Below are 20,406 nucleotides of genomic sequence, written 5' to 3' on the forward strand. Positions count from 1 at the left end.
TTGCTTGTTTAGTCGTTCATGAAATATTTACAGGTAGCTTGCAAGTTGTTTGAGATAATCGGCGAGTTGTGGGCTTTAACAATTTGTGTGTAAAATTTTAATTTGGTCGTCTTATAAACTCTTTGGTTTTTCAAAATGATGTTTCGCTATGCTATTTCAGGGTTTCAGTTTGCATGTTAATTTCTTTGCCTCATGTCATTGAGTTGGCTTCGAGAAAAAAAATTTTATTTCGAGAAATGACTGCGGATGATCTTGACGCAATCCTTATGATAGAAAATTCGGCGAATGCGTCCCCTTGGAGTGTTGGTGATTTTATCAATAGCATTGGTAGTAGTCATCAAACCTTAGTGGCGGAGGCGGTTTCTGAATCGTCGCCAAAGATAGAAAAAGACAATGCAAATAAAAAGTTAGGCATTGGTGGTGAGATTTTGGCCTTCGCAGTTTTTTCTGTTGGTGGTGGAGAAGCCGAGGTATTGAATATCGCCGTCGCTAAAGAATCGCGAAAACAAGGTATTGCAAAAAGTATCCTTAATTATTTTATCGAGTCTGTTGCGGGTAAAATAGATAATTTATTTCTTGAAGTGCGCAAGTCCAATCGAGCCGCAATTGCACTTTATGATGAGATTGGATTTAATCAAGTTGGCTTGAGATCTAATTACTACCCAAAGAGTGACGCGTCTTCAGAGCGAGAAGATGCTCTTATTTTTGCTTATACAATTATTTAAAACTTAATTTTTTATAAACTTCCTGCTAATTTTTTTGGTTGATAATCTGTGAGCTCTCCCTTGCAAGCAAAACTCACCAGTGGGCCGGTCGCGCCTCATTTGCGTGACATGGCATTGCCTATGGTATGGGGTTTATTAGCGACGATGTCGTTTAACGCTGCCGATACATACTTCGTTTCTCAACTGGGAAATACATTTCTCGATAATGTTTCAAGCCCTGGCTTGGGCGATCGTGCGCTGGCGGCAATGAGTTATACCTTTCCGGTGGTGCTCATTATTACTAGTATTTCGATTGGCTTGGGAGCAGGCGCCTCTTCGGCAATCGCCAGAGCAATGGGAAGCGGTAATGAACAAGGTGTAAAGCGACTTGCCACCGATTCGATGAGCTTGGCGACGATTATTTCTCTAATAGTTTCTGTTGTCGGCTTGTTGACCATTGACTGGGTGTTTGTTGATTTGCTTGGTGCTTCTCCTGAATTGTTACCATTGATCCATGACTACATGTTTATTTGGTATTTTAGTGCGCCACTATTAATGGTTCCAATGATTAGCTTGTCGTCTTTGCGAGCTTTGGGCTTTGCAAAAATTCAAGGCTCCTTAATGATTGTGGCCGCATTTTTAAATGGCGTGCTTGATCCCATACTTATTTTTGGTTGGTTTGGATTGCCGCGCTTAGAAATGGAAGGTGCGGCGTATGCAACATTGATATCGCGTTTCGTTACGTTGATTGTCGCTGTCTACGTGCTTCAGGGCCGTATGCAAATGTTGACTAACCCTCTCGTCGAGTGGGCTAAGATTAAAAAATCTTGGCAGGCCTTGGCGCATGTGGGTTTGCCATCTATGCTCAGTAATTTAATTATTCCGGTTTCTAGCGCTATAGTCATAAAGCTGGTTTCAGGACACGGAGACCTAGCGGTTGCGGGCTTTGGAATCGCCGTTCGCATCGAACCCATTTCTCTTATTGTGTTTTATGCGCTATCCGGCGTGGTTGGACCTTTTTGTGGCCAGAACAAAGGCGCAGGAAAATACGACCGATTATTTGAAGCACTCAGTGTCGTGACAAAATTTTGTGTGATGTTTGGAATTGTTGTGGCAATTATTTTTTGGTTTGTAAACGAACACATTGCGCGTTTTTTTAGTCAGTCACCCGAGGTTTTGTCGGTTGCCGTTACTTATTTGTCGATCGTTCCCATCAGTTACGGGTTGTACGGCCTAGTAATGTCAGTTAATGCGATGTTTAACGGCTTAGGTTTACCTTTCCCCGGGTTGATGATTTCGTTCTTTCGCGTGATTGCCATCTATCTTCCCTTAGCTTTGTTAGGAAACTGGCTTTGGGGTTTAACGGGTTTATTTGTTGCGACGGCGTTTTCAAATTTAATCGTGGGCTGCATTGCGTTTATTTGGTTAAAAACTACATTGTCAAAAGAAAAGCGTTTATTAGTTTAGAAGTCTAGCTGCATATCAATTCAAAAAAATTTTCGAAATAAAATTAAAATATATTAACGGTTACGGTGTTGTATGAGTGATTCAAATGAGAAGTACCAATTAAAAGACTTGTTAGATGTTGATCAAGTTGACGATACTCATTTTCTAGGTCACCGACTTGATCATGGAAAAGGACGAGTTTTTGGGGGGCAGGTGCTTGGGCAAGCGTTGATGGCTGCTGCGAAAACTGTCGCCGTCGATCGTCTAGTGCATTCTGCGCATAATTATTTTATTCGCCCTGGCGACAACGCACTGCCAATTGATTATCAAGTTTGGCTAGATTTAGATGGCCGTAGTTTTAGTAATCGCAGGGTGGTGGCGACACAAAATGGAAAGCCGATTTTAAATCTTACAGCATCATTTCAAGCGCCGTCTTCTGGGCTGCATCATCAACAAGGGGCGCCGAGTGTAGAGGGGCCGGAAAATTTATTGAATGAAAGCCAGCTTATAGAAAAACATAAAAATGATTTGCCAGCGGATATCTATTCCATTGTTAGTCAGTATCGTCCAATCGAAGTCCGCCCTTTAAAAGGAGAGGCACATTTTTTAGATGCCGAACCCAGCCAGCAACAAATTTTGTGGTTTAAAGTGAAAGAGTCGTTGGGAGATGAAGTTGCTTTGCATCGCTCGATCTTGGCGTTCGCTTCGGATATTACTTTGTTGAGTACCTGCCTACGTCCTCATGGTCTGACTTGGACGCATCGAGAGATGACGACGGCCAGTATTGATCATGCGCTTTGGATACACTCGTCAAAATTTAGAGTGGATCAATGGCTGCTGTATGTTATGGATTCCCCCTGGTCTGCAAATTCTCGCGGTCTGAATCGTGGCAGCATTTATACTCGAGAGGGCGAACTGGTCGCGAGTGTTGCGCAGGAAGGCTTGATACGACACTCAGGGAGTTAGCTTTAAGTAACTGTACTCATCACTGCGCTAGGCTATCGTTCTAGACCAATTCGACAAAGAATCGGCAACGCATCTGGGTATCCCGTGTATAATTACCGGCTTTTTAAAGTTCGTAACCATTGGCTTGTACCATTGGTGCATTGTATTTGTGTTGTTCAGGAATCAAAACCATGGCAGATGCCAGTTTTCTCAATCAGGTAAAAACCCGCCGTACTTTTGCGATTATTTCTCACCCGGATGCTGGTAAGACTACGATCACAGAAAAATTATTATTGTTGGGTAACGCGATTCAAATTGCCGGCAGCGTTAAAGGTAAACGTGGCCCCCACGCAAAATCTGATTGGATGTCGATGGAGCAAGAGAGAGGAATATCGGTTACTTCCTCGGTGATGCAGTTTCCTTATAAAAATCGCACGGTCAATTTGCTCGACACGCCTGGCCACGAAGATTTCTCTGAAGATACCTATCGCACATTGACGGCGGTTGATTCCGTGTTGATGGTAATTGATGGTGCTAAGGGCGTAGAAGATCGAACCGTAAAATTGATGGAGGTCTGTCGTTTACGTGATACACCTATTCTTTCTTTTATCAATAAAATGGATAGAGATATTCGTGATCCCATTGAAGTCCTAGACGAAATTGAAAATGTTTTGAATATAGAAACCGCACCAATTAATTGGCCCATAGGCATGGGTAAAGAATTCAAGGGCGTTTACAACTTATATACCGATACATTTCATGTGTACGAAAAAGGCCACGGCCATGAAATGATGGTAGATGTACAAATAAAAGGTTTAGATAGCCCTGAAGCAAAAGAATTGTTGGGCGTTTATGCTGACGAAGTTAAAGATGAAATCGAATTGGTGAAAGGTGCGACACATCAGTTTGATCGCGATGCTTATTTAGCAGGTAAGCAAACGCCGGTATTTTTTGGTACTGCCCTGGGAAATTTTGGGGTGCGGGAAATGCTTGATGGTTTTGTTGAATGGGCCCCGGAGCCTATTAGTAGAGAAACTGACGAGCGTGTGGTGTCTCCACAAGAAGAGAAATTTAGTGGCTTTGTTTTTAAAATTCAAGCCAATATGGATCCAAAACATCGAGATCGAATTGCGTTTATGCGAGTTTGTTCCGGGCGCTACACCCGAGGCATGAAAATGCGTCACGTGCGAGTGAATAAAGATATTAAAATTGCCGACGCAGTTACTTTTTTAGCGGGAGATCGCAGTCAGGTAGAAGAGGCAATTTCTGGTGATGTTATCGGCCTGCACAACCATGGTACGATCCAAATCGGTGATACTTTTACGGAAGGTGAGAATCTAAAATTCACTGGGATCCCACATTTTGCGCCGGAATTATTTAGACGTATCCGTTTGTCAGACCCATTGAAAACCAAACAATTGCAAAAAGGCTTGCAGCAGTTAGCCGAAGAAGGATCGACGCAAGTATTTTTCCCGATGCGAAATAACGACATCATTGTTGGGGCAGTAGGTATGCTGCAATTTGAAGTGGTTGCTTATCGTCTTAAAGATGAATATAAAGTCGAAGCGATTTATGAAAATATTAACGTCAATACCGTTCGTTGGGTTCATAGTGACGATCCTAAAGCCTTTGAAGAGTTTAAGAAAAAATGCGCTGACAACCTCGCGATAGACGGCGGTGGCCATTTGTCGTATTTGGCTCCCACGCGTGTCAATTTAAGTTTGTCGGAAGAGCGACACAAGGAAGTGCGGTTTCAAGCCACGAGAGAGCATTAAGGTTTCGTCTGCCGTTCAGGCGTCCTTAAAGAAATTGCTTTAATAATAAAAACTAGAGCAGTATTTTTATGTCGGATCCCAATCATAATTTCTATTCTGAGATACCGGAAAATATGCCGAGGACTAACAATCCTATTAGTAGCCGGATTTTTCGCTTCGTATTTCGTTTGATCGGCTGGCGTTTTTTGGGTGATGTACCAAATGAGAAAAAGGCCGTTATTATCGTTGCTCCACATACGTCAAATATCGATTTTTTTATCGCTTGTTTCGCCAAATTCGCTTTAAAACTAAAAGCTTCTTACATTATGAAAAAAGAAGCGTTTTTTTGGCCATTTAAGTCATGGCTGATTTGGATTGGTGGAATTCCAATAGATCGTAAACAACCAACCAATGTCATTAATCAAGTAGCGAAGCAATTTCAAGAACATGAAAAAATGTGGTTGGTTATTACCCCTGAGGGAACACGAAAAAAAGTTAAGAAATTCAAAACCGGATTCGCACGCATGGCCCATGCAGCCAATGTTCCGATGATAGTGGTGGGGTTTGATTACGAGAAAAAAGCAATTATATTTTCAAGAGTTATGATGCCAACCGGCGATTACGATGCAGATGCGGAAGAACTGCATCAGTTTTGCCGAACAACCTTTGTCGCACGTCACCCCAAATATCAATAAACAAAAAACATTCGGACAAAAAACGTAATTAGCTAGATATTTCGCTAAGCCTTCGCGTTCCGTTGGCCAATAACGGCGAGAGCGGCTACGCGATAAGCTTCAGCCAAGGTTGGAAAATTAAAGATAGTATCAACAAATATGTCAACGTCGGCTTCATGAAGCATGGCCATTTGGCCGATGTGAATTAATTCTGTAGCACCTTCTCCCACAATCATTACCCCAAGAATTTTTTTCCCTTGTTCATCGCAGATAAGTTTTAACATTCCATCTTGGATGCCAGAAATTTGTCCTCTTGCGATTTCTTCAAACAAGGCACGTCCGACGATAACTTTGTTGTGCTGTTTTTGAGCTTGTTGCTCACTCAAACCCACAGCCGATAGCTCGGGAATACTATAAATCCCACTGGGAATAACTTGCCCCATTTGTCCTGTATCTAAGCCAATAGCGTTACAACTAGATCTTCTACCTTGCTCCATTGCTGTTGAGGCGAGAGAGGGCGGACCGATCACATCGCCGCAAGCAAAAATGGAGGGCACAGACGTACATAAATTTTCGTCGACGCTAATCAAACTTTGTTTATTGAGTTTGAGGCCTGCATTTTTTATCTGCAGATTTTTAACATCCGCAATTCGACCCGCAGCACAGAGTAATTTTTCGCTACTGATAATACTGCCATCTCCACAACGGCAGTCGACCGAATCAACTCCATTCCATTCAACCGAAATAACCTCAGTGTTGCCGACCCAGGTGCCGCCCGCGGTTTCAAAAGAGTGAATAAATTTTTCAGTGAGATCTTGATCGAGGAAACCGAGCGGCAAAGGGTATTTGTCAATCATGGTGACTTTAACGCCCAGAGCTTGAAAAATAGAAGCGTACTCGCTGGCGATCACCCCACCACCTAACACCGTCAGGCTTTTTGGCAGGTAAAGTATCGAGAGGATCGAATCACTATCAAAAATATGTTCGTGATCAATGGGGATATTATTTGGCGTGCGAGGATAGGAGCCGCTGGCAATAATAATGTGCGCAGCAGTCAAACGATATTTGTCGGCTTTAACCGGCGTTATTTCTAAGGTCGTCGCATCAATAAATTGGGCACGGCCGTGAATACATTCAATACCATTGCGTTTAATTTGCTTTTGCATGTATTCGTCATGAGCCTTGATGACAATATCCAAGCGATCAATCAGGGTAGACATCTCAACGTCTTCACCTAACTTAAAATTCGCGAGACTAGCGTTACGTCGCATATTGTTAACACGCAAGGCATTTTCACGAAGCGTCTTGGATGGAATAGTGCCGCGATGGACACAGGCGCCGCCCAAAAATTTGTCTCGTTCGATTAGCGCGACACGTTGGTTTGCTTTTGCAGCCTGTACCGCTGCTTTTTGTCCGGCAGGGCCACTGCCGATAACGATAATATCAAAGTCGTTTGTGGCAGTATGGGTATCATTCATTGCAGCATAGATTCCATTGCATTGTAGATTGTCGAATTCATTTTAAGTAATTCCGTGACGTCATCCTGATAGATATTAAGTATCTCTAGTGCTGAAGCTTCGCGCAGAGTTTCTTCAGGCGTTAAATTCGAATCCATACTGAAGGAAGCGAAAACCGCAGCAGCTGTTATCGTCGCTGCTTGCTCTGAATATTTTTCAGCATTTTCGAAGTCGTTAAAATGGCTAACAGTTTCAATAATGAGCGCCGGCATTGACCATTGAGTTACCGCGGCAATAGAGGCAGCTTGAGAGAAGTCTTCCACCAAAGTAATTTTTTCATCTGCGGTCAACGAGAGTCCCAGTGATTTTTCGAAGTCTTTAAGCAGTTGTAGGGTGACGGGGCGTCCAATCGAGTGTAAAAGGCCGCACAAAAACGTTGCCTCAACGTTTTTTCTGCAAACTCTAGATATCTCCTTCGACCACAATGCGGTTAGCAGGGCATGACGCCAGACGCCATCAACAAATTTCTCGAACCCTGGAACCTGAAAAACCTTCGTGCCGATCGAAACGGTTAAGGCAATTTCGCCAATTAAGTTCATTCCTAATCGCGTAATTGCTTGCTGCAAAGAAACTAATGTCGAGGCGGGGCTGTAAGCGGCGGAATTCGCGACGCGCATAACGTGAGCAGCCAAGCCTTGATCGCTTTGAATCTGTTGGGCGAGTTCGGCGGCATCGGAGTCGGGATTTTGTACCAGTTCAATAACGCGCTGCGCAGCGGTAGGTAACATCGGAACCGCTAGAGAATCCTCACTGATGCACCGTTGCAGCTCGTCGTATACCTGCTGAAAATCTGTAGATTGTTTAATATTTTCCATTGGTTATCGCATTTACTCGTGAATGTAGATTGATCGCCATCGTTAAATAAAGTCTAGACGAGCTAAGAATTTATAGAAGGAAAATGCCATAAAAGACTCAAATTCCGCTATTTTTGGAATCAAAATCAGCATAAAAGCATGATTTTATAGAACGAGATGAACTTATTGCTACGAAATGACTAAAGCCGTCGTGATAGTTGCCCTTGAAATGGAAGCGATTCTGAATTTCGTCTACAACTAAATAGAGATAATGTTTTTTTGCGAACCCCCCATAAAAGCGGTTGTTAAGGGAAGCGATTCATTTTTGCTGGTAAACAACTTTTCGCCTTTTTGTAAATGAGATTAATGTGCAATATAAAATTTTAATTTATCAACCATTTGGTCCTTCGGCTTTGGTCGAAGGTTTAAGCGGTGATTTTCCGCAAGTGATTGTTGACAGCGAAGACGGTTGCCTAGCACTAGCAGCGGGAGATGAGTTCAAAGTGCTTGTTATCGATTTTTTGGCGAAAGAAGAATTGAATTTCGATAATCTAGAGTTCCTTTTTAGCGAGGAGGGCGTTGATGACTTGCCGATCATACTGTTGTCTCCTAGTAAATTTCTTACCGATAAACTTCGTGCGTTCGAATTAGGTTGTGATGATGTTCTTGCGTTCGATGATAATCCGGAAGAAGTGTCGGCGAGAATTAGTAAATCTATATTCAATAGCATTGCTAATGAGCAATTAAAAAGTCGTTTACGTACGGCTAGCCAAACAGCGACATCAGTACTCGCTGATAACAATGATTTGGGTTCACATATCCAATTTCTTTTAGATATCAACACTTGCGAAAATATTGATGAACTAGGCCAAATGTTTTTTGTTGCTTTGGATCGTTACGAATTGAGTTGCAGCTTACAAATGCGTAGTCAGTTTGGCGTAAAGAATATGGAAGCAAATGGAATGGCAAAAGATTTGGAGTCGGAGCTTTTGTCTCAACTCAGCCATATTGGCAATTTTACTCCCTTCGGTCGCCGTTCAATCTTTAATTGTGGAAATGTCGGTTTACTGGTAAGGGATATGCCGATAGTTGAGGATAAGCGTTATGATGCGATAAGAAATTATTTGCCTGCTTTATTACAAGGCGTGAATGCCAGGTTAAATTTCTTAGATTCGCATCGACACTTAAGCGAAGATAATTTGCGATTGAGTGCGCAGGTTGAGGATCAAAGAATTACTATCGCGAATATTGAACAAGCTTATTCAATTGTAGCGCACGAGGTTACCACCATTGTTGAGGATATGGCAGAGTTGGTGAAGGAACGAATCCCGCAATTGGTAGTGAGCGAGGAGCACGAGGTTTTCTTGGAGCAATTGATGCAAGACTGTGTAACCGAAACCCACAGACATCTTCAGGATGGTTTTTTGCTCACGGGATTAGAAAAAATTGAAAACTTTGACCAGCCTGAATTACTTGGCAGGCCTTCAGCCCAAGGTGGTACGTCAAAAATTACACCGTCTCCGCACTGAGCGCTCGACGGGTGTTAATGATCCTTGTATTTAGATTTCTCCAATTTCCAACAAAAACTGCAATTTATCAGGCCTGAAATTAAGTAATGCTGCACTTAATTTGAGCGATGTCGCAAAGTCTTAAGCACGAATCAATTTTAGGTGCGTAAGAGGCTTGCACTTTAGAGAATAATTGAGCGATGATAGCGCCCCAGCAGCGGATTATACTGCGTCGCTTCAACTTATTTTTCGAAATTAGCTCCTCAGTAAATGTCATCGCCGAAGATTGTATTATCAGAGAATGGTGATTAGAAGGAAGCACGAAACGAGTAGTTGAATGGATCAACAATTTGAATTCTTGGTGAGTAATGTCTGGGTGGGGAGAGAAAGTGGAGTTAGCCACAGAAAATCGGGATTTGGTTTGGGACCTTGATACCTTTAAGCAAAGACAATTGGCTATTGATTTTGTGATGGGCTTCGAAAACAAACTATGTGTTTTTTCAAATTCAGTTAATCAGTTGTATACAAATTACAATTTATTTTTTCCGAAAGAAGAAAATAGAAAATTGGTTATCCTTCCTAATCCATATGCCCATCATGATAATTACAATGGCATTCCCGAATCAGCCATCGTTGCGACTGGGTTAAATATCGTACCGGGAGAAATGCTCAACAAAAAAGGTGCATTCTTAACGATTCCATTTAAGCGCGGCAAGACAACTTATCGCCCGGTTCCGATTCAAGTAGGCCTACGCATTATCAATCAACAACGGCCGCCGCAAAAACCCTTATTGCCGATCCTGATGAAAGGTGATTTAAGAGAATTGAATGCGACGACGCCTTGCCTGCATCTTCACTCAATTGATCTTGATAAGCTAAGTAGCTTGTCAAATATAGAACAACAAAGCATTCGCAAAGTAATAATTGATCGGATGGCGTCGATTAAATAGAGTCTTAGATACAAATTCACTCACAAAAAAGCCGCTACAAATAGCGGCTTTTTTTATCATTTAAAGAGGCCGGGTCCTCTATTGGGTCGGCACTCCTTGGCTTACTGCAATCTAAATACTACGGGAAGTGAAAATGTATAAGTCTCACTTCCGACGCCGGCTGGTACTTCTGGGAAGGGACTGGCTTTTTCTACGAGGGAGAGCGCTTCTTTGTTTAATGCTCTGTATCGAGATTCTTCAATAGTTTGAACATCTACTACATTACCACTGCGATCTACGGTAATAGATAAGCGCACGTTGCCTTGCTGATTTCTACGCGCCGCCGCTGCGGGATATTCTTGGAATTTAGTCGCGTGTCTGACGACTTCATTAATGTAGCGTGTTTGTCCCAAAATCGCTTCCATTGTAAATAGAGCTTCCTCCTCTTCGTCGTCCTCAATAGCGTCAAGTGGTTGCGCCGTCGGTGTTTGGCTCGCGACAGCTACTTGATTAGGCGCTGTTACTGGGGCAGGCGCTGGCGTTGATGCAGTTGTTGAAGGTGTTTGTGTGGGAGCATTCGTATTCGGATTGTTCGCTGCTATTGCGGCCGGCGCTGATGCAGTGGTGCTTTGATCTTTATCTGCATCGGTAGCACGCTGGCTGGGTAACGCAGAGGCAATACGCTCAGGGTTTTCGCGGATAGCTTCGATCGCTGGCGTCGCAATTTCACTGGGTCTTAACGCAGGCTGGTTCGGTAACGTAATCGCTGGTCGAGAAACAGTAGGGGTGGGTGCTCTAGCCACGGTTACCGGAGGCGGCGGTGCAGCTTGAGGAGCCACCCAACTGGCAACCGTTTGAATTCTGGTTGCACTGGGTGCTATCGCTGAATAGCGCCCTGAAAGAGAAGAGTCTACTTTCCCTTCTGCCAATAATTCTTCTTTGAACTCTGAAGATAGAGGCACGTTGCCAATCCAGCTGCGTAATAAAACACTGAAAAACTCATCCGATTCGATATTTCCGAGTTCCGTGTCATTTAAGGTTACGGTAAGACCTTTACCGGGTGCTGCATCGAGAACTAATACGTCGCCTTCAACTAATGCTTTACGGATCATGTTACTAAATTGTGTGATGTTCTCGCCTTGTTGCTGCAGCACTGAGTCAGGGTTATTGATTGCCATTCCCTGAATCCACATGCTGTTTAAATTTCTCGCCGAGAACCGAGAAGCCGTGATTTTGAGTTCCATTCTTCGTTCGCCATCTAGACCTAAAAGATCGTTGGCATCGCTACTTAAACGATCGGTATAAAGGCCGGCAACAAAGCGTTCTTTACCGAGTTCAGAGCTAGTTGATAAACCATTTAACAAGAGTTCAGCGCTGGCCGAAAAAGAAGCGAGGGCGGAAGATAAAATCCAAATCAGAGTGATGCCTGTTCGGGAAGTTTTTTGGGTTTTCATAACGTTCAATCGCCTATAAAAATTAAGTTCGCGGTCGTAATTGAAACAGAACGATGCATGAGAATAATGTTCGACAAATCACGCTTAGGATGTTCACGAAAATCACATTCACATGCGAGTTTTTGCTGAAATTCGCGAGTTACCAGTAGTTCTACAACGCTTAATGTTAAATGTTATAGATCAATTGCAATCGGGAGTAAACCGCGGGAAAAGTGAGTCATTAGAGAAGCGTTTTACTTCTCAACCCTCTGTATAAAAATAGACCAATTTTAAGCTGCTAGAATTCAATATTTATTAATAAATAGCTATTTTGTGAGTATATTTACTATTTTTATGCACTATTTTAGTGGAATTTTACAAAAAGCCACTCGTCGCACTATGTAACATAGTGTCTGCTCGAGTAGTTTGACCCGTGAGTTTCGCATAAAAAATGCCGGTCCAATAGTAAGCACTGGTTCTCAGTTCCCGGCGATGGCATAGGGCGAATGAAAAAATACCGCTAGAATAAACAAGATTGATTGCCATTCTATTGGGGGGATGCAATCACCGCATCGACGGCAAAATATTGCTCCGTTGTTGAAACATAATCAGGTGATTTTATTAATTGGGGAATTGATGGACATTAAACAAATCAACCAAATTTCACGTAGCGCGGTAGAGCAACTGCTGGCTGCCATTCCATTTTACAAAACCGTGAAAATGCAGGATCTGTGGCAGTTTGAGGTATTACTTCAGCATTCACGGATAGTGAATTTCTCCCCTGGAGAAATCGTTTTAAAAAACGGCGACAAAGACAGTTGGTTGTATTTTTTATTAAAGGGTCAATTAGCGGTATATGTCGGTAATAATCTTGATGACTCTAATATCATTAATTACGTCACGCCTGGGGAAGTATTCGGTGATTTAGCCATGTTGGTGGGCGAGCCGCGAACCGCCACCTTAATCGCTGACTCCAATTGTCGTCGAATAACAGCCTTCGCTACTGATTTCACCGTCTTTGGTGAAATAGATGATTTTCGGGCGATCAGTTTACAAACCAAATTAGCCTATTACCGCAACACGGTGCACAGCCTACGTTGGAAATTGGAAGTCTACAGGATGAAGTATTCCAATTACCGATTAGCTTCAAATCATCATAAGGTGAGATTGTTTAGTGGTGTGCAAGGCAGTTATGAAGAACTGGTTTCGTTGCATCAACAAGCGGTGCAATTGGCGAAATTATTGATTGATTGGAATTCTGAGTTTGGCTCCGTCGAGACTGCTGACACTTCCGTGCCTGATCCGAAGCTTGTCGCACACGTGGAATAATTAGTTGAATGATAAAAAGCGGTCAATTTTTCGTAAGGCGACCGCATATTCAGCTTGCTTAAGCGCCCGCTTAACTTTTGTTTAGTTTTGTAATATTTATGTATTTATGAGCTTAGAAAATTCTTTTTTGTGAGCTAAATTAAATCTCTCACGTAGAAACTTCCAAGAGTATATTTATAAGTCGAAGTCTCGTTGGTCTTTCGTTTGAAAGTGCTTGAGATCGACGTTTGGGAGCTTTAAAATGCCCGCCATCAGTTTGGCGGCCATGTTTTGCAATGGGCCGAATACAAATTGTGTAGCGGCATTTAGCTGCTAGACTTTTCCTTGTAGAGACTGAAGATAGTGAATGCATCTGTTCGCGCGCTTCAATAACCGAATATTCTCGTTATTAGCTCTCTATTAATCTACTCGTTTTTAACACTATTTAACTTGTTTGCAATAGCCCTCAGCCACATAGTGCCTCGTTGTTGGCGATGACGCGATTTATAGCAAAGTGACTTATCTAGTGAAAAATTTCGGCTAAACACGCAATCAAAATCCTGTAATCGATTTACTATGCTTTGCTTCGCCAAAAAGCGTTTCTTTTTCACCTAAAATTTTAAAGTTGATGAACTACCATGGAAAAAATTTGGAGTAACAAAAATTATCGTATCTCAATAATCATTGGGGGCTTAGTCGCTCTGTGGTTATTGAGTGGAATATTTAAAAGCGATAATAGCTCGGAAGATAAAGATGCAGCGGCGCAGCAAGCAAGCGAAGCATTAACGGAAGTGCGAGCACGACAAATCCAAGCTCAATCCTACCCCCTCATTGTTTCAGTTAAAGGCCAAACCGAAGCTAATCGCCGAATTGATATTCGCGCTGAAGTGAGTGGTCAAATAGTTGCGTTACCTTTGTCCGAAGGCTCGACAGTAAAATCTGGTGAAGTGATTTGTCGCCTAGCGGTAGAAGATCGCGAATTGAGAGTAAGTGAAGCGAAGGCTGCGGCTGATCAAGCGCAAATTGAGTATGACGGTGCGGTGCGATTAAAAAGCGGCGGCTACCAATCTGAAACGGCCATTGCATCCGCAAAGTCCAGATTGGAGTCTGCGAAAGCGAATTTGTTACGCAGAGAAATAGACCTGGCTAAAACAGCGATTACTGCACCCTTTGATGGAGTGATCGATGATCGCCCGGTTGAAATTGGAGATCTTGTCAGAGCAGGAGATATCTGCGCAACGGTTTTAGATTTGGATCCGTTAATCGTTAGCGGACAAGTATCTGAAGACGAAGTTGTAAAAATCGCCGTCGGTGGAAAAGTCCAAGCTACCTTGGTTGGCGGTCACCAGGTGTCCGGCACGGTGAAATATATTTCTCGACGTGCTGATGACGTTACTCGAACTTTTAGAATCGAGGCCGAAATCGAAAACGACGATATGAATCTATTCGATGGTGTTACCGCAGACATGAATTTATATACACGAGATGTCGATGCACATTTAATATCGGCTTCATTATTAATTTTGGATGATGATGGAGATCTCGGCATACGAATTTTAGATTCCGCGAATCGAGTTGTATTCAGCCCTGTTGAACTAATCGGAGATGCACCCAATGGTGTATGGGTTACCGGTTTACCCGAAGTAATAACCTTGATTACTGTAGGCCATCAATACGTGGGTGAAGGTGATGAGGTGAAAGTGGCCTATGAAGACAATGCACCAGTCCTTGAAAAAAAAGCACCAAAACTTGAGATAGCAGTGCCAGCTGTTGAAATAGAAGTTCCAACACTTGAGTTAGAAGTGCCAACTTTGAGTGATACAGAATGAGTTTTTTAGGAAAAGCAGTTTCGCGTTCGCGAAGTACCTTTTGTATTTTGATTCTAATCATTGTCGCCGGTGTGGCTTCACGTCTGGCGATGACAACCGAAGCAAACCCTGAAGTTAGCGTTCCGGTTGTCGTTGTCAGTGTCTTTCATGACGGAATTTCGCCACAAGATGGCGCTCGCATGATAGTAAAGCCCTTGGAAAAAGAGCTTCAAACCTTAGACGATGTCGATCAAATAGCGGCTACCGCAAGTGAATCGATGGTGTCTATCGCTGTTGAGTTTTTACCATCGGCTAATCTCGATTACGTCTTGGAAGATGTGCGGGCAGCGGTCAACCGCGCAAAGGCGGAATTGCCACAAGAGTCTGAAGAGCCTGTTATTAACGAAATATCCGCGCAAGACTTTCCTTCATTAACTGTGACTATTGGCGGAGACTCCGTAAGTGAACGAACTATTTATAACGTTGCGCAAGATTTACGACGAAAAATAGATTCTATTAGCACAGTACTTTCCGCCGATATGGTCGGTCATCGTGAAGAGGTGGCAGAAGCCATTGTTGATCCTGCCCGATTAATTCAATACGGCATCACTAGCGATGAGTTGAGTCGCGCAATTCAAAATAATAATCGCCTAGTCCCCGCTGGCGAATTAGAAGCGAGTCAGGGTCGGTTTTCCGTAAAGGTACCGGGTTTAATTGAAACCGCCGAAGATATTTTCAGCTTGCCTTTGAAATCAACATCAACGGGCACCGTCAAGTTAAGCGATGTTGCTGATGTTCGTCGAACGTTTAAAGATCCTCGCGGTTTTAACAGCGTGAACGGTAATAAGGCGATTGCTATTCAAGTGGTAAAACGCACCGGCGAAAACGATATCGAAGTCGTAAAAACCGTACGAGCCTTAGTGGAGGCAGAACGGGCAACGATTCCTCACGGTGTTGAGCTTGGTTTTACTAACGATCAATCTGAATTTACTAAAAGTATGGTTTCAGAAATGCAGGGGAATATTCTCACTGCGATGGCCTTGGTGATGATCATTGTGGTCGCGGCTTTAGGTCTGCGCTCTGGCATCATTGTTGGTTTTGGTATTCCGTTCTCTTTATTGTTTTCGCTAATCTTTCTTTATGCCGTTGGTTTTTCTTTCAACATGATGGTGATGTTCGGCATGTTGTTGGCACTGGGTATGTTGATTGACGGTGCTATTGTGATTACCGAATTTGCTGACCGAAAAATGGCGGAAGGGATGACGAGCCGAGAAGCTTACTCTGTTTCTGTCAAACGAATGTTTTGGCCGGTGTTGTCTTCGACCGCGACAACGCTCGCTGCCTTTTTACCAATTATGTTTTGGCCTGGCGTCGCGGGCGAGTTCATGCGTTATTTACCCGTCACTGTTTTTGCAGTATTGATGGGCTCATTGTTTTACGCACTATTATTTGCCCCAGTGATTGGTACTTTGTTTGGTCGCGCGGCGAAAGATGAAAACGCTATCGAAATGAGCAAGCGACTCAGTGATATAGAATCTAAACCACCAGAAGAATTAGGCGGCGTGACGGGTGCCTATGGTCGCTTATTAACGTGGTTACTCGAAAGGGTAGGTCGAACCGTTTTAACGGGAATGATCGTACTAGTCACAATATTCGTATTGTTTATTAGATATAACGAGGGAAGCGTTTTTTTTGGTGAGTCTGAACCAAAGTACGCTCAAGTTTCTGTTCGTGCCCAGGGCAATTTGTCAGTGGCGGAATCAAGACAATTGGTACAAGAGGTTGAGCAAAGGATCCTTACTGTACCTGGTGTACTGGTAACGAATGCCTTTTCTGGTGGTGGCGGTGGATTTGGCGGTGGCGGCAGTGCCGCGAAAGATCTTATCGGCAGCATTCAAGTTGAGTTAGCGGACAGCGCCGATACACCAACAGGTTCGGCGGCGGATGTCATCTTGGATATTCGCGATTCCACCAGTAGTATCCCTGGAATTAAAGTTGCTGTTAATTTGCCGCAAGGTGGTCCACCGGTGGGCAGCCCTATCAATGTGCAGCTGGAATCGAACGATTCGGACTTACTGATTGCAGAAACTCGACGCTTGATGCGACACATGGAAAGCAATATTCCAGGTTTGATTGATGTTGTTGATAGCACGCCCTTGCCGGGCATAACCTGGGAATTGGAAGTTGATCGAACCCTGGCGTCGCAGTTGGGGGCAAGTATTACCGAAGTGGGTCGCTCGGTGCAGTTGATTACAACGGGTGTAAAAATAGGTGAGTATCGTCCCAATGATGCAGACGATCCGGTTGATATTCGGGTGCGTTTTCCCGAGCAATATCGCGGCGTAAATGCGCTCGGCTTACTGCGAGTGAATACGGCGCAAGGGCCTGTCCCGCTGAGCACTTTCGTGACGAGAGTTCCTCGACCCAGTGTCGACAAAGTGAGTCGAGTGGATGGTATTCAGATCATGACGGTTAAAGCCAACGTCGAAAAAGACGTTCTAGAAACCGCCATGGTTGATGAGATCACCGCATATTTGGACGAGAACCCGCTTCACCCAGCGGTGCGAGCGGTATTCCGCGGCAGCAATGAAGAACAACAAGGCTCCCAGGCTTTCTTGGCGATAGCGTTTTTGTTGGCTCTATTTTTAATGTTCATTTTGTTGGTGACTCAATTCAATAGTTTTTATCAGGGCATTTTGATTTTGTCAGCAGTTATTATGTCAACAATCGGTGTGTTGCTAGGCTTACTATTAACTGGCTCAACCTTCAGTATTATTTTGACCGGAACGGGAATCGTGGCACTGGCAGGGATTGTGGTGAACAATAATATCGTTCTTATCGATACTTATAATGTTGTGCGATTGGAAAACCCTGGCATGTCTCAGTCGAAGGCGGCGGTGATGGCAAGTGTGCAGCGTTTGCGCCCCGTGTTTTTGACGACAGTGACGACCATTCTAGGCTTGTTGCCAATGGCCCTTGGATTAAGTGTCGACTTGATGGGACGCTCAATCGCACATGGTGGACCGATTGCAACCCAATGGGTGCCGCTTGCGAGTGCCATTGTTTATGGTCTGGCCTTTTCAACCTTATTGACTTTGTTGCTGACACCCGTACTTCTGTTGTTTCCGCAGCGATTGAAGCGTTTGATTAAAGATATTCTCGCGTTCTTTAAAGCTGGCTCTGAACTGAAATCGGCCTAAAGAACAATAACGCGACAACAGCTGGCAAGTTCATGTTGTCAGTAAGGCGATTTTTGAAGCCTCGTTCTGGAAACAAAGTTACTTATAACAATTTATTCCACCTCAGTGCGCAATTAGAAATTCAACTCAAATGCTATCGCTTTTGAGTTGAATCATCCCCGCCCAAGACTACACTTAATCAGAACCTCCTTAACTAAAAGTCGCCATTTCGATATCGGTATTCTGTGTGTTCGACCTTAAATGTTTAAATCCCGTTAAAAATTTCGCTGCTCAATGGAGAAAGGCTTTGCTGGCCTTGGTGGTATTTAATTCATCTATGCCCTTAGTAGCCGACGTGGACCCAGAGCTCTTATGGTTGCCACGAAACTATAATCACCACTACAAAACCCTGTATCGAGCCGCGAACACGGTTGAACAGCATGATCGTTGCGCACAAGTTATCGCGGCTTCTTTGAGTGAAAGTGAAAGCGATATCGAACATCCCATTTTTAAAATTACTTGTCGTGACAATAACCGGATATCCTTCATTGCTGTTGTCGATGGGTTCACTAACGAAATTTTGAATTTGCCACCGTCCCCCGTCGAAGCAGAACCTGAGCCAGAGGCGGAACTAACGCCTGCGGAAATTGAGCAGCAAGCTCGACAAGCGAAACGCGATAAATTTTGGCAGCTATGTTTTTCTCAAGTCGAAAAAAGGTCTCGGGAGCTAAAATCTCTGGAGTGGTTACATAAGGAGCAACCTGATCCGGTTGAAGAAACTGAATCCTCGCTGCTATTCCACGTAGACTTTAACGCGCGAACTGATAGCGGTGAAAAACTGGAGTTTAGAGCGCACTGCGACTTTCAGGGAGACGAGAAGAGAATCGAAATTCGTGCTCGCAACTTGATGCCAAGAGTATCGCCTGAAGACGAACACATAGAAATCGACGAGAGCTCGCTTGAAGGTGAGGTTTTGGGAAACTCCAAAGGTGCGAAGCCCGTTCTCATTACCGAGCGGGAAGCAAAGACAGATTTAGTATTGGATCCCGAGCCTGATTCTGAGCCCGTGCTTGAAGATGCAAAACAATAAGCAGTAGAAAGATATTTTCCAGCTGAAATATTTGAAGTGTAGGCAAGTTGAAGAGGTAACCCAGCAAGCGTCAGAGGGCAGATGCTTGCTGGGTTTTCTCATTGTTCTGTTAATTCATATTCAGAATTAAGCAGATACTGCCGGTGCGGTTTCTGTGGTAGGTGCTGGGCTTACTGGGGCCGCTGCTTTTTTCGCCTTTGCTTTCTTGGGTGCGGCTTTCTTAGGCGCGGTTTTCTTTTTCGCGGCTGGTTTTTTCGCAGCAGCTTTCTTCTTACCGGCAGGTTTTTTCTTGCTTACTGCTTTTTTTGCTTTTTTCGCAGACGCCTTGGCTTGTTGAGCAAGCTTTTTAGCTTTCGCTTTTAGCTTTGCAGCAGCTTTCTTTTCCGCTGCCTTCGCTCTTGCAGCGGCTTTCTTGGCGGCGATCTTAGCGCGTGCGGCAAGTTTCTTTTCTTGTGCTTTTGCTCGTGCAGCTGCTTTTTTCGCTAGTACCTTGGCTTTCGCAGCGAGTTTTTTCTCTTGCGCCAATAATTTTTTGGCTGCTTTCGCTTCTTCTTTAGCAACGATTTTCGCTATTGCAGAGGCTCTTTTACTCGCCGCCTTAAGGTTTCCTAAATGGCTAGCAGCCTCGCTAATTGATGCTTTCGCTTTGCTTGCAAGCGCTTTAGCTGAGCTAAGTGCCTTTGAAGCGGCTGAAATCTGGGCCTTAGAGGCTTTCTTTTTGCGTGCTGCGGCAAGCTTTTTCTGCGCTGCTTTGGCTTTAGCAGCAGCTGAAGCAGCTTCTTTTTTTAACTTAGCAAGTGATTTCTTTGCTTCAGCTTCTTGTTTGCTTCTTGCTTTTGCGAGGTCTGATTTAACTTTCGCTAGTTCATTCTCTAACTTTGCAACGGGGTTCAATTTAGCAGATTTACGTGCAGCCATTTGTTGATCCTTTAATTAGTCATTGATAGTAATAGGTAAAACGTTTATCGGTGGATTCAAGTGCTAACTTATAGGGTGTTGATAATACCGTCGCAAAGTATCGCCCGCTAAAACGCTTCGATCTTGGTTGTTTGCAAAATATAAGTGCAAAACTTCGCTAGATTGAATCAGTTTGGCGCTACATTCGGACCCGAAAACGGATAAAAATTTTCTTTGCCCTACGACAATATAGGCAACACCTATAATTTCGCGGCGAGTATACCGATAGTTTTCGCAATTGTTAATCTTATAAATTAAGTTAAAAAGTCCTTTCATCGGTTTAAGGTGTTGGATTGATCTGTATCTAAAAAAATATCATGGTTTATCTGTTGATTTCGTTGCGCAAATTATGGGAATTTT

15 protein-coding genes are annotated in these 20,406 nt (G+C 43.6%); 11 read left to right on the plus strand and 4 right to left on the minus strand.

Features of this window, described 5'->3' with window-relative positions; all coding sequences use genetic code 11:
• Positions 1-173 precede the first annotated feature (173 nt).
• From rimI to ACYUCY_RS03080, 5 genes are all read left to right on the plus strand, one after another.
• Positions 174-725 (plus strand): ribosomal protein S18-alanine N-acetyltransferase, encoded by a 552-nt coding sequence (gene rimI / locus ACYUCY_RS03060; protein WP_460224972.1) that lies wholly within the window; start codon positions 174-176, stop codon positions 723-725.
• 48 nt (positions 726-773) lie between these two features.
• Positions 774-2,171, plus strand: a complete 1,398-nt coding sequence (locus tag ACYUCY_RS03065; protein ID WP_460224973.1) for an MATE family efflux transporter — start codon at positions 774-776, stop codon at positions 2,169-2,171.
• Positions 2,172-2,243: 72 nt separating this feature from the next.
• Positions 2,244-3,116 carry an acyl-CoA thioesterase gene (locus ACYUCY_RS03070; RefSeq protein WP_460224974.1) on the plus strand — a complete coding sequence of 291 codons (873 nt, stop codon included), beginning with the start codon at positions 2,244-2,246 and terminating at the stop codon, positions 3,114-3,116.
• A gap of 170 nt (positions 3,117-3,286) precedes the next feature.
• Positions 3,287-4,870, plus strand: a complete 1,584-nt coding sequence (locus ACYUCY_RS03075) for a peptide chain release factor 3 (RefSeq protein WP_460224975.1) — start codon at positions 3,287-3,289, stop codon at positions 4,868-4,870.
• Between the two features lie 68 nt (positions 4,871-4,938).
• Positions 4,939-5,544, plus strand: coding sequence for a lysophospholipid acyltransferase family protein (locus ACYUCY_RS03080; RefSeq protein ID WP_460224976.1), 606 nt, complete (start codon positions 4,939-4,941; stop codon positions 5,542-5,544).
• A 44-nt stretch (positions 5,545-5,588) separates the two neighbouring features.
• On the opposite strand, the gene sthA is transcribed toward ACYUCY_RS03080, so the two are convergent.
• Together sthA and ACYUCY_RS03090 are read right to left on the minus strand one after the other, a co-directional pair.
• Complete coding sequence (gene sthA / locus ACYUCY_RS03085) at positions 5,589-7,001, minus strand: Si-specific NAD(P)(+) transhydrogenase (protein WP_460224977.1); 1,413 nt, start codon at positions 6,999-7,001, stop codon at positions 5,589-5,591.
• On the minus strand, positions 6,998-7,855 hold the full coding sequence (locus ACYUCY_RS03090) for an HDOD domain-containing protein (protein ID WP_460224978.1): 858 nt from the start codon (positions 7,853-7,855) through the stop codon (positions 6,998-7,000). Before ACYUCY_RS03090 ends, sthA begins: the two co-directional genes overlap by 4 nt.
• A 347-nt stretch (positions 7,856-8,202) precedes the next feature.
• Here ACYUCY_RS03090 and ACYUCY_RS03095 point away from each other — a divergent pair, with 347 nt between their 5' ends.
• Entirely contained in the window at positions 8,203-9,363 is a 1,161-nt protein-coding gene (locus ACYUCY_RS03095; RefSeq protein WP_460224979.1) for a response regulator, read from the plus strand.
• Positions 9,364-9,731: 368 nt separating this feature from the next.
• Positions 9,732-10,292 (plus strand): hypothetical protein, encoded by a 561-nt coding sequence (locus ACYUCY_RS03100; protein ID WP_460224980.1) that lies wholly within the window; start codon positions 9,732-9,734, stop codon positions 10,290-10,292.
• 101 nt (positions 10,293-10,393) lie between these two features.
• Here the strand turns inward: ACYUCY_RS03100 and ACYUCY_RS03105 are convergent, their stop codons facing one another.
• Complete coding sequence (locus tag ACYUCY_RS03105; protein WP_460224981.1) at positions 10,394-11,725, minus strand: TonB family protein; 1,332 nt, start codon at positions 11,723-11,725, stop codon at positions 10,394-10,396.
• A gap of 615 nt (positions 11,726-12,340) precedes the next feature.
• Between ACYUCY_RS03105 and ACYUCY_RS03110 the strand changes: the two genes are divergently transcribed.
• The 4 genes from ACYUCY_RS03110 to ACYUCY_RS03125 all read left to right on the plus strand — a co-directional run bounded on the left by ACYUCY_RS03110 (position 12,341) and on the right by ACYUCY_RS03125 (position 19,089).
• Positions 12,341-13,033 carry a cyclic nucleotide-binding domain-containing protein gene (locus ACYUCY_RS03110; RefSeq protein ID WP_460224982.1) on the plus strand — a complete coding sequence of 231 codons (693 nt, stop codon included), beginning with the start codon at positions 12,341-12,343 and terminating at the stop codon, positions 13,031-13,033.
• A gap of 617 nt (positions 13,034-13,650) precedes the next feature.
• On the plus strand, positions 13,651-14,841 hold the full coding sequence (locus ACYUCY_RS03115) for an efflux RND transporter periplasmic adaptor subunit (protein ID WP_460224983.1): 1,191 nt from the start codon (positions 13,651-13,653) through the stop codon (positions 14,839-14,841).
• A complete protein-coding gene (locus ACYUCY_RS03120) occupies positions 14,838-18,020 on the plus strand; it encodes an efflux RND transporter permease subunit (RefSeq protein WP_460224984.1) in 3,183 nt (1,060 codons plus the stop codon). The genes ACYUCY_RS03115 and ACYUCY_RS03120 overlap by 4 nt, the downstream gene beginning before the upstream one ends.
• 226 nt (positions 18,021-18,246) lie before the next feature.
• Positions 18,247-19,089 carry a hypothetical protein gene (locus tag ACYUCY_RS03125; RefSeq protein WP_460224985.1) on the plus strand — a complete coding sequence of 281 codons (843 nt, stop codon included), beginning with the start codon at positions 18,247-18,249 and terminating at the stop codon, positions 19,087-19,089.
• 126 nt (positions 19,090-19,215) lie between these two features.
• On the opposite strand, the gene ACYUCY_RS03130 is transcribed toward ACYUCY_RS03125, so the two are convergent.
• The gene (locus ACYUCY_RS03130) at positions 19,216-20,007 is read right to left on the minus strand and encodes a hypothetical protein (RefSeq protein ID WP_460224986.1); all 792 of its coding nucleotides are present in this window, start codon (positions 20,005-20,007) and stop codon (positions 19,216-19,218) included.
• Positions 20,008-20,406 lie beyond the last annotated feature (399 nt).

This window comes from Aurantivibrio infirmus, assembly GCF_054767315.1.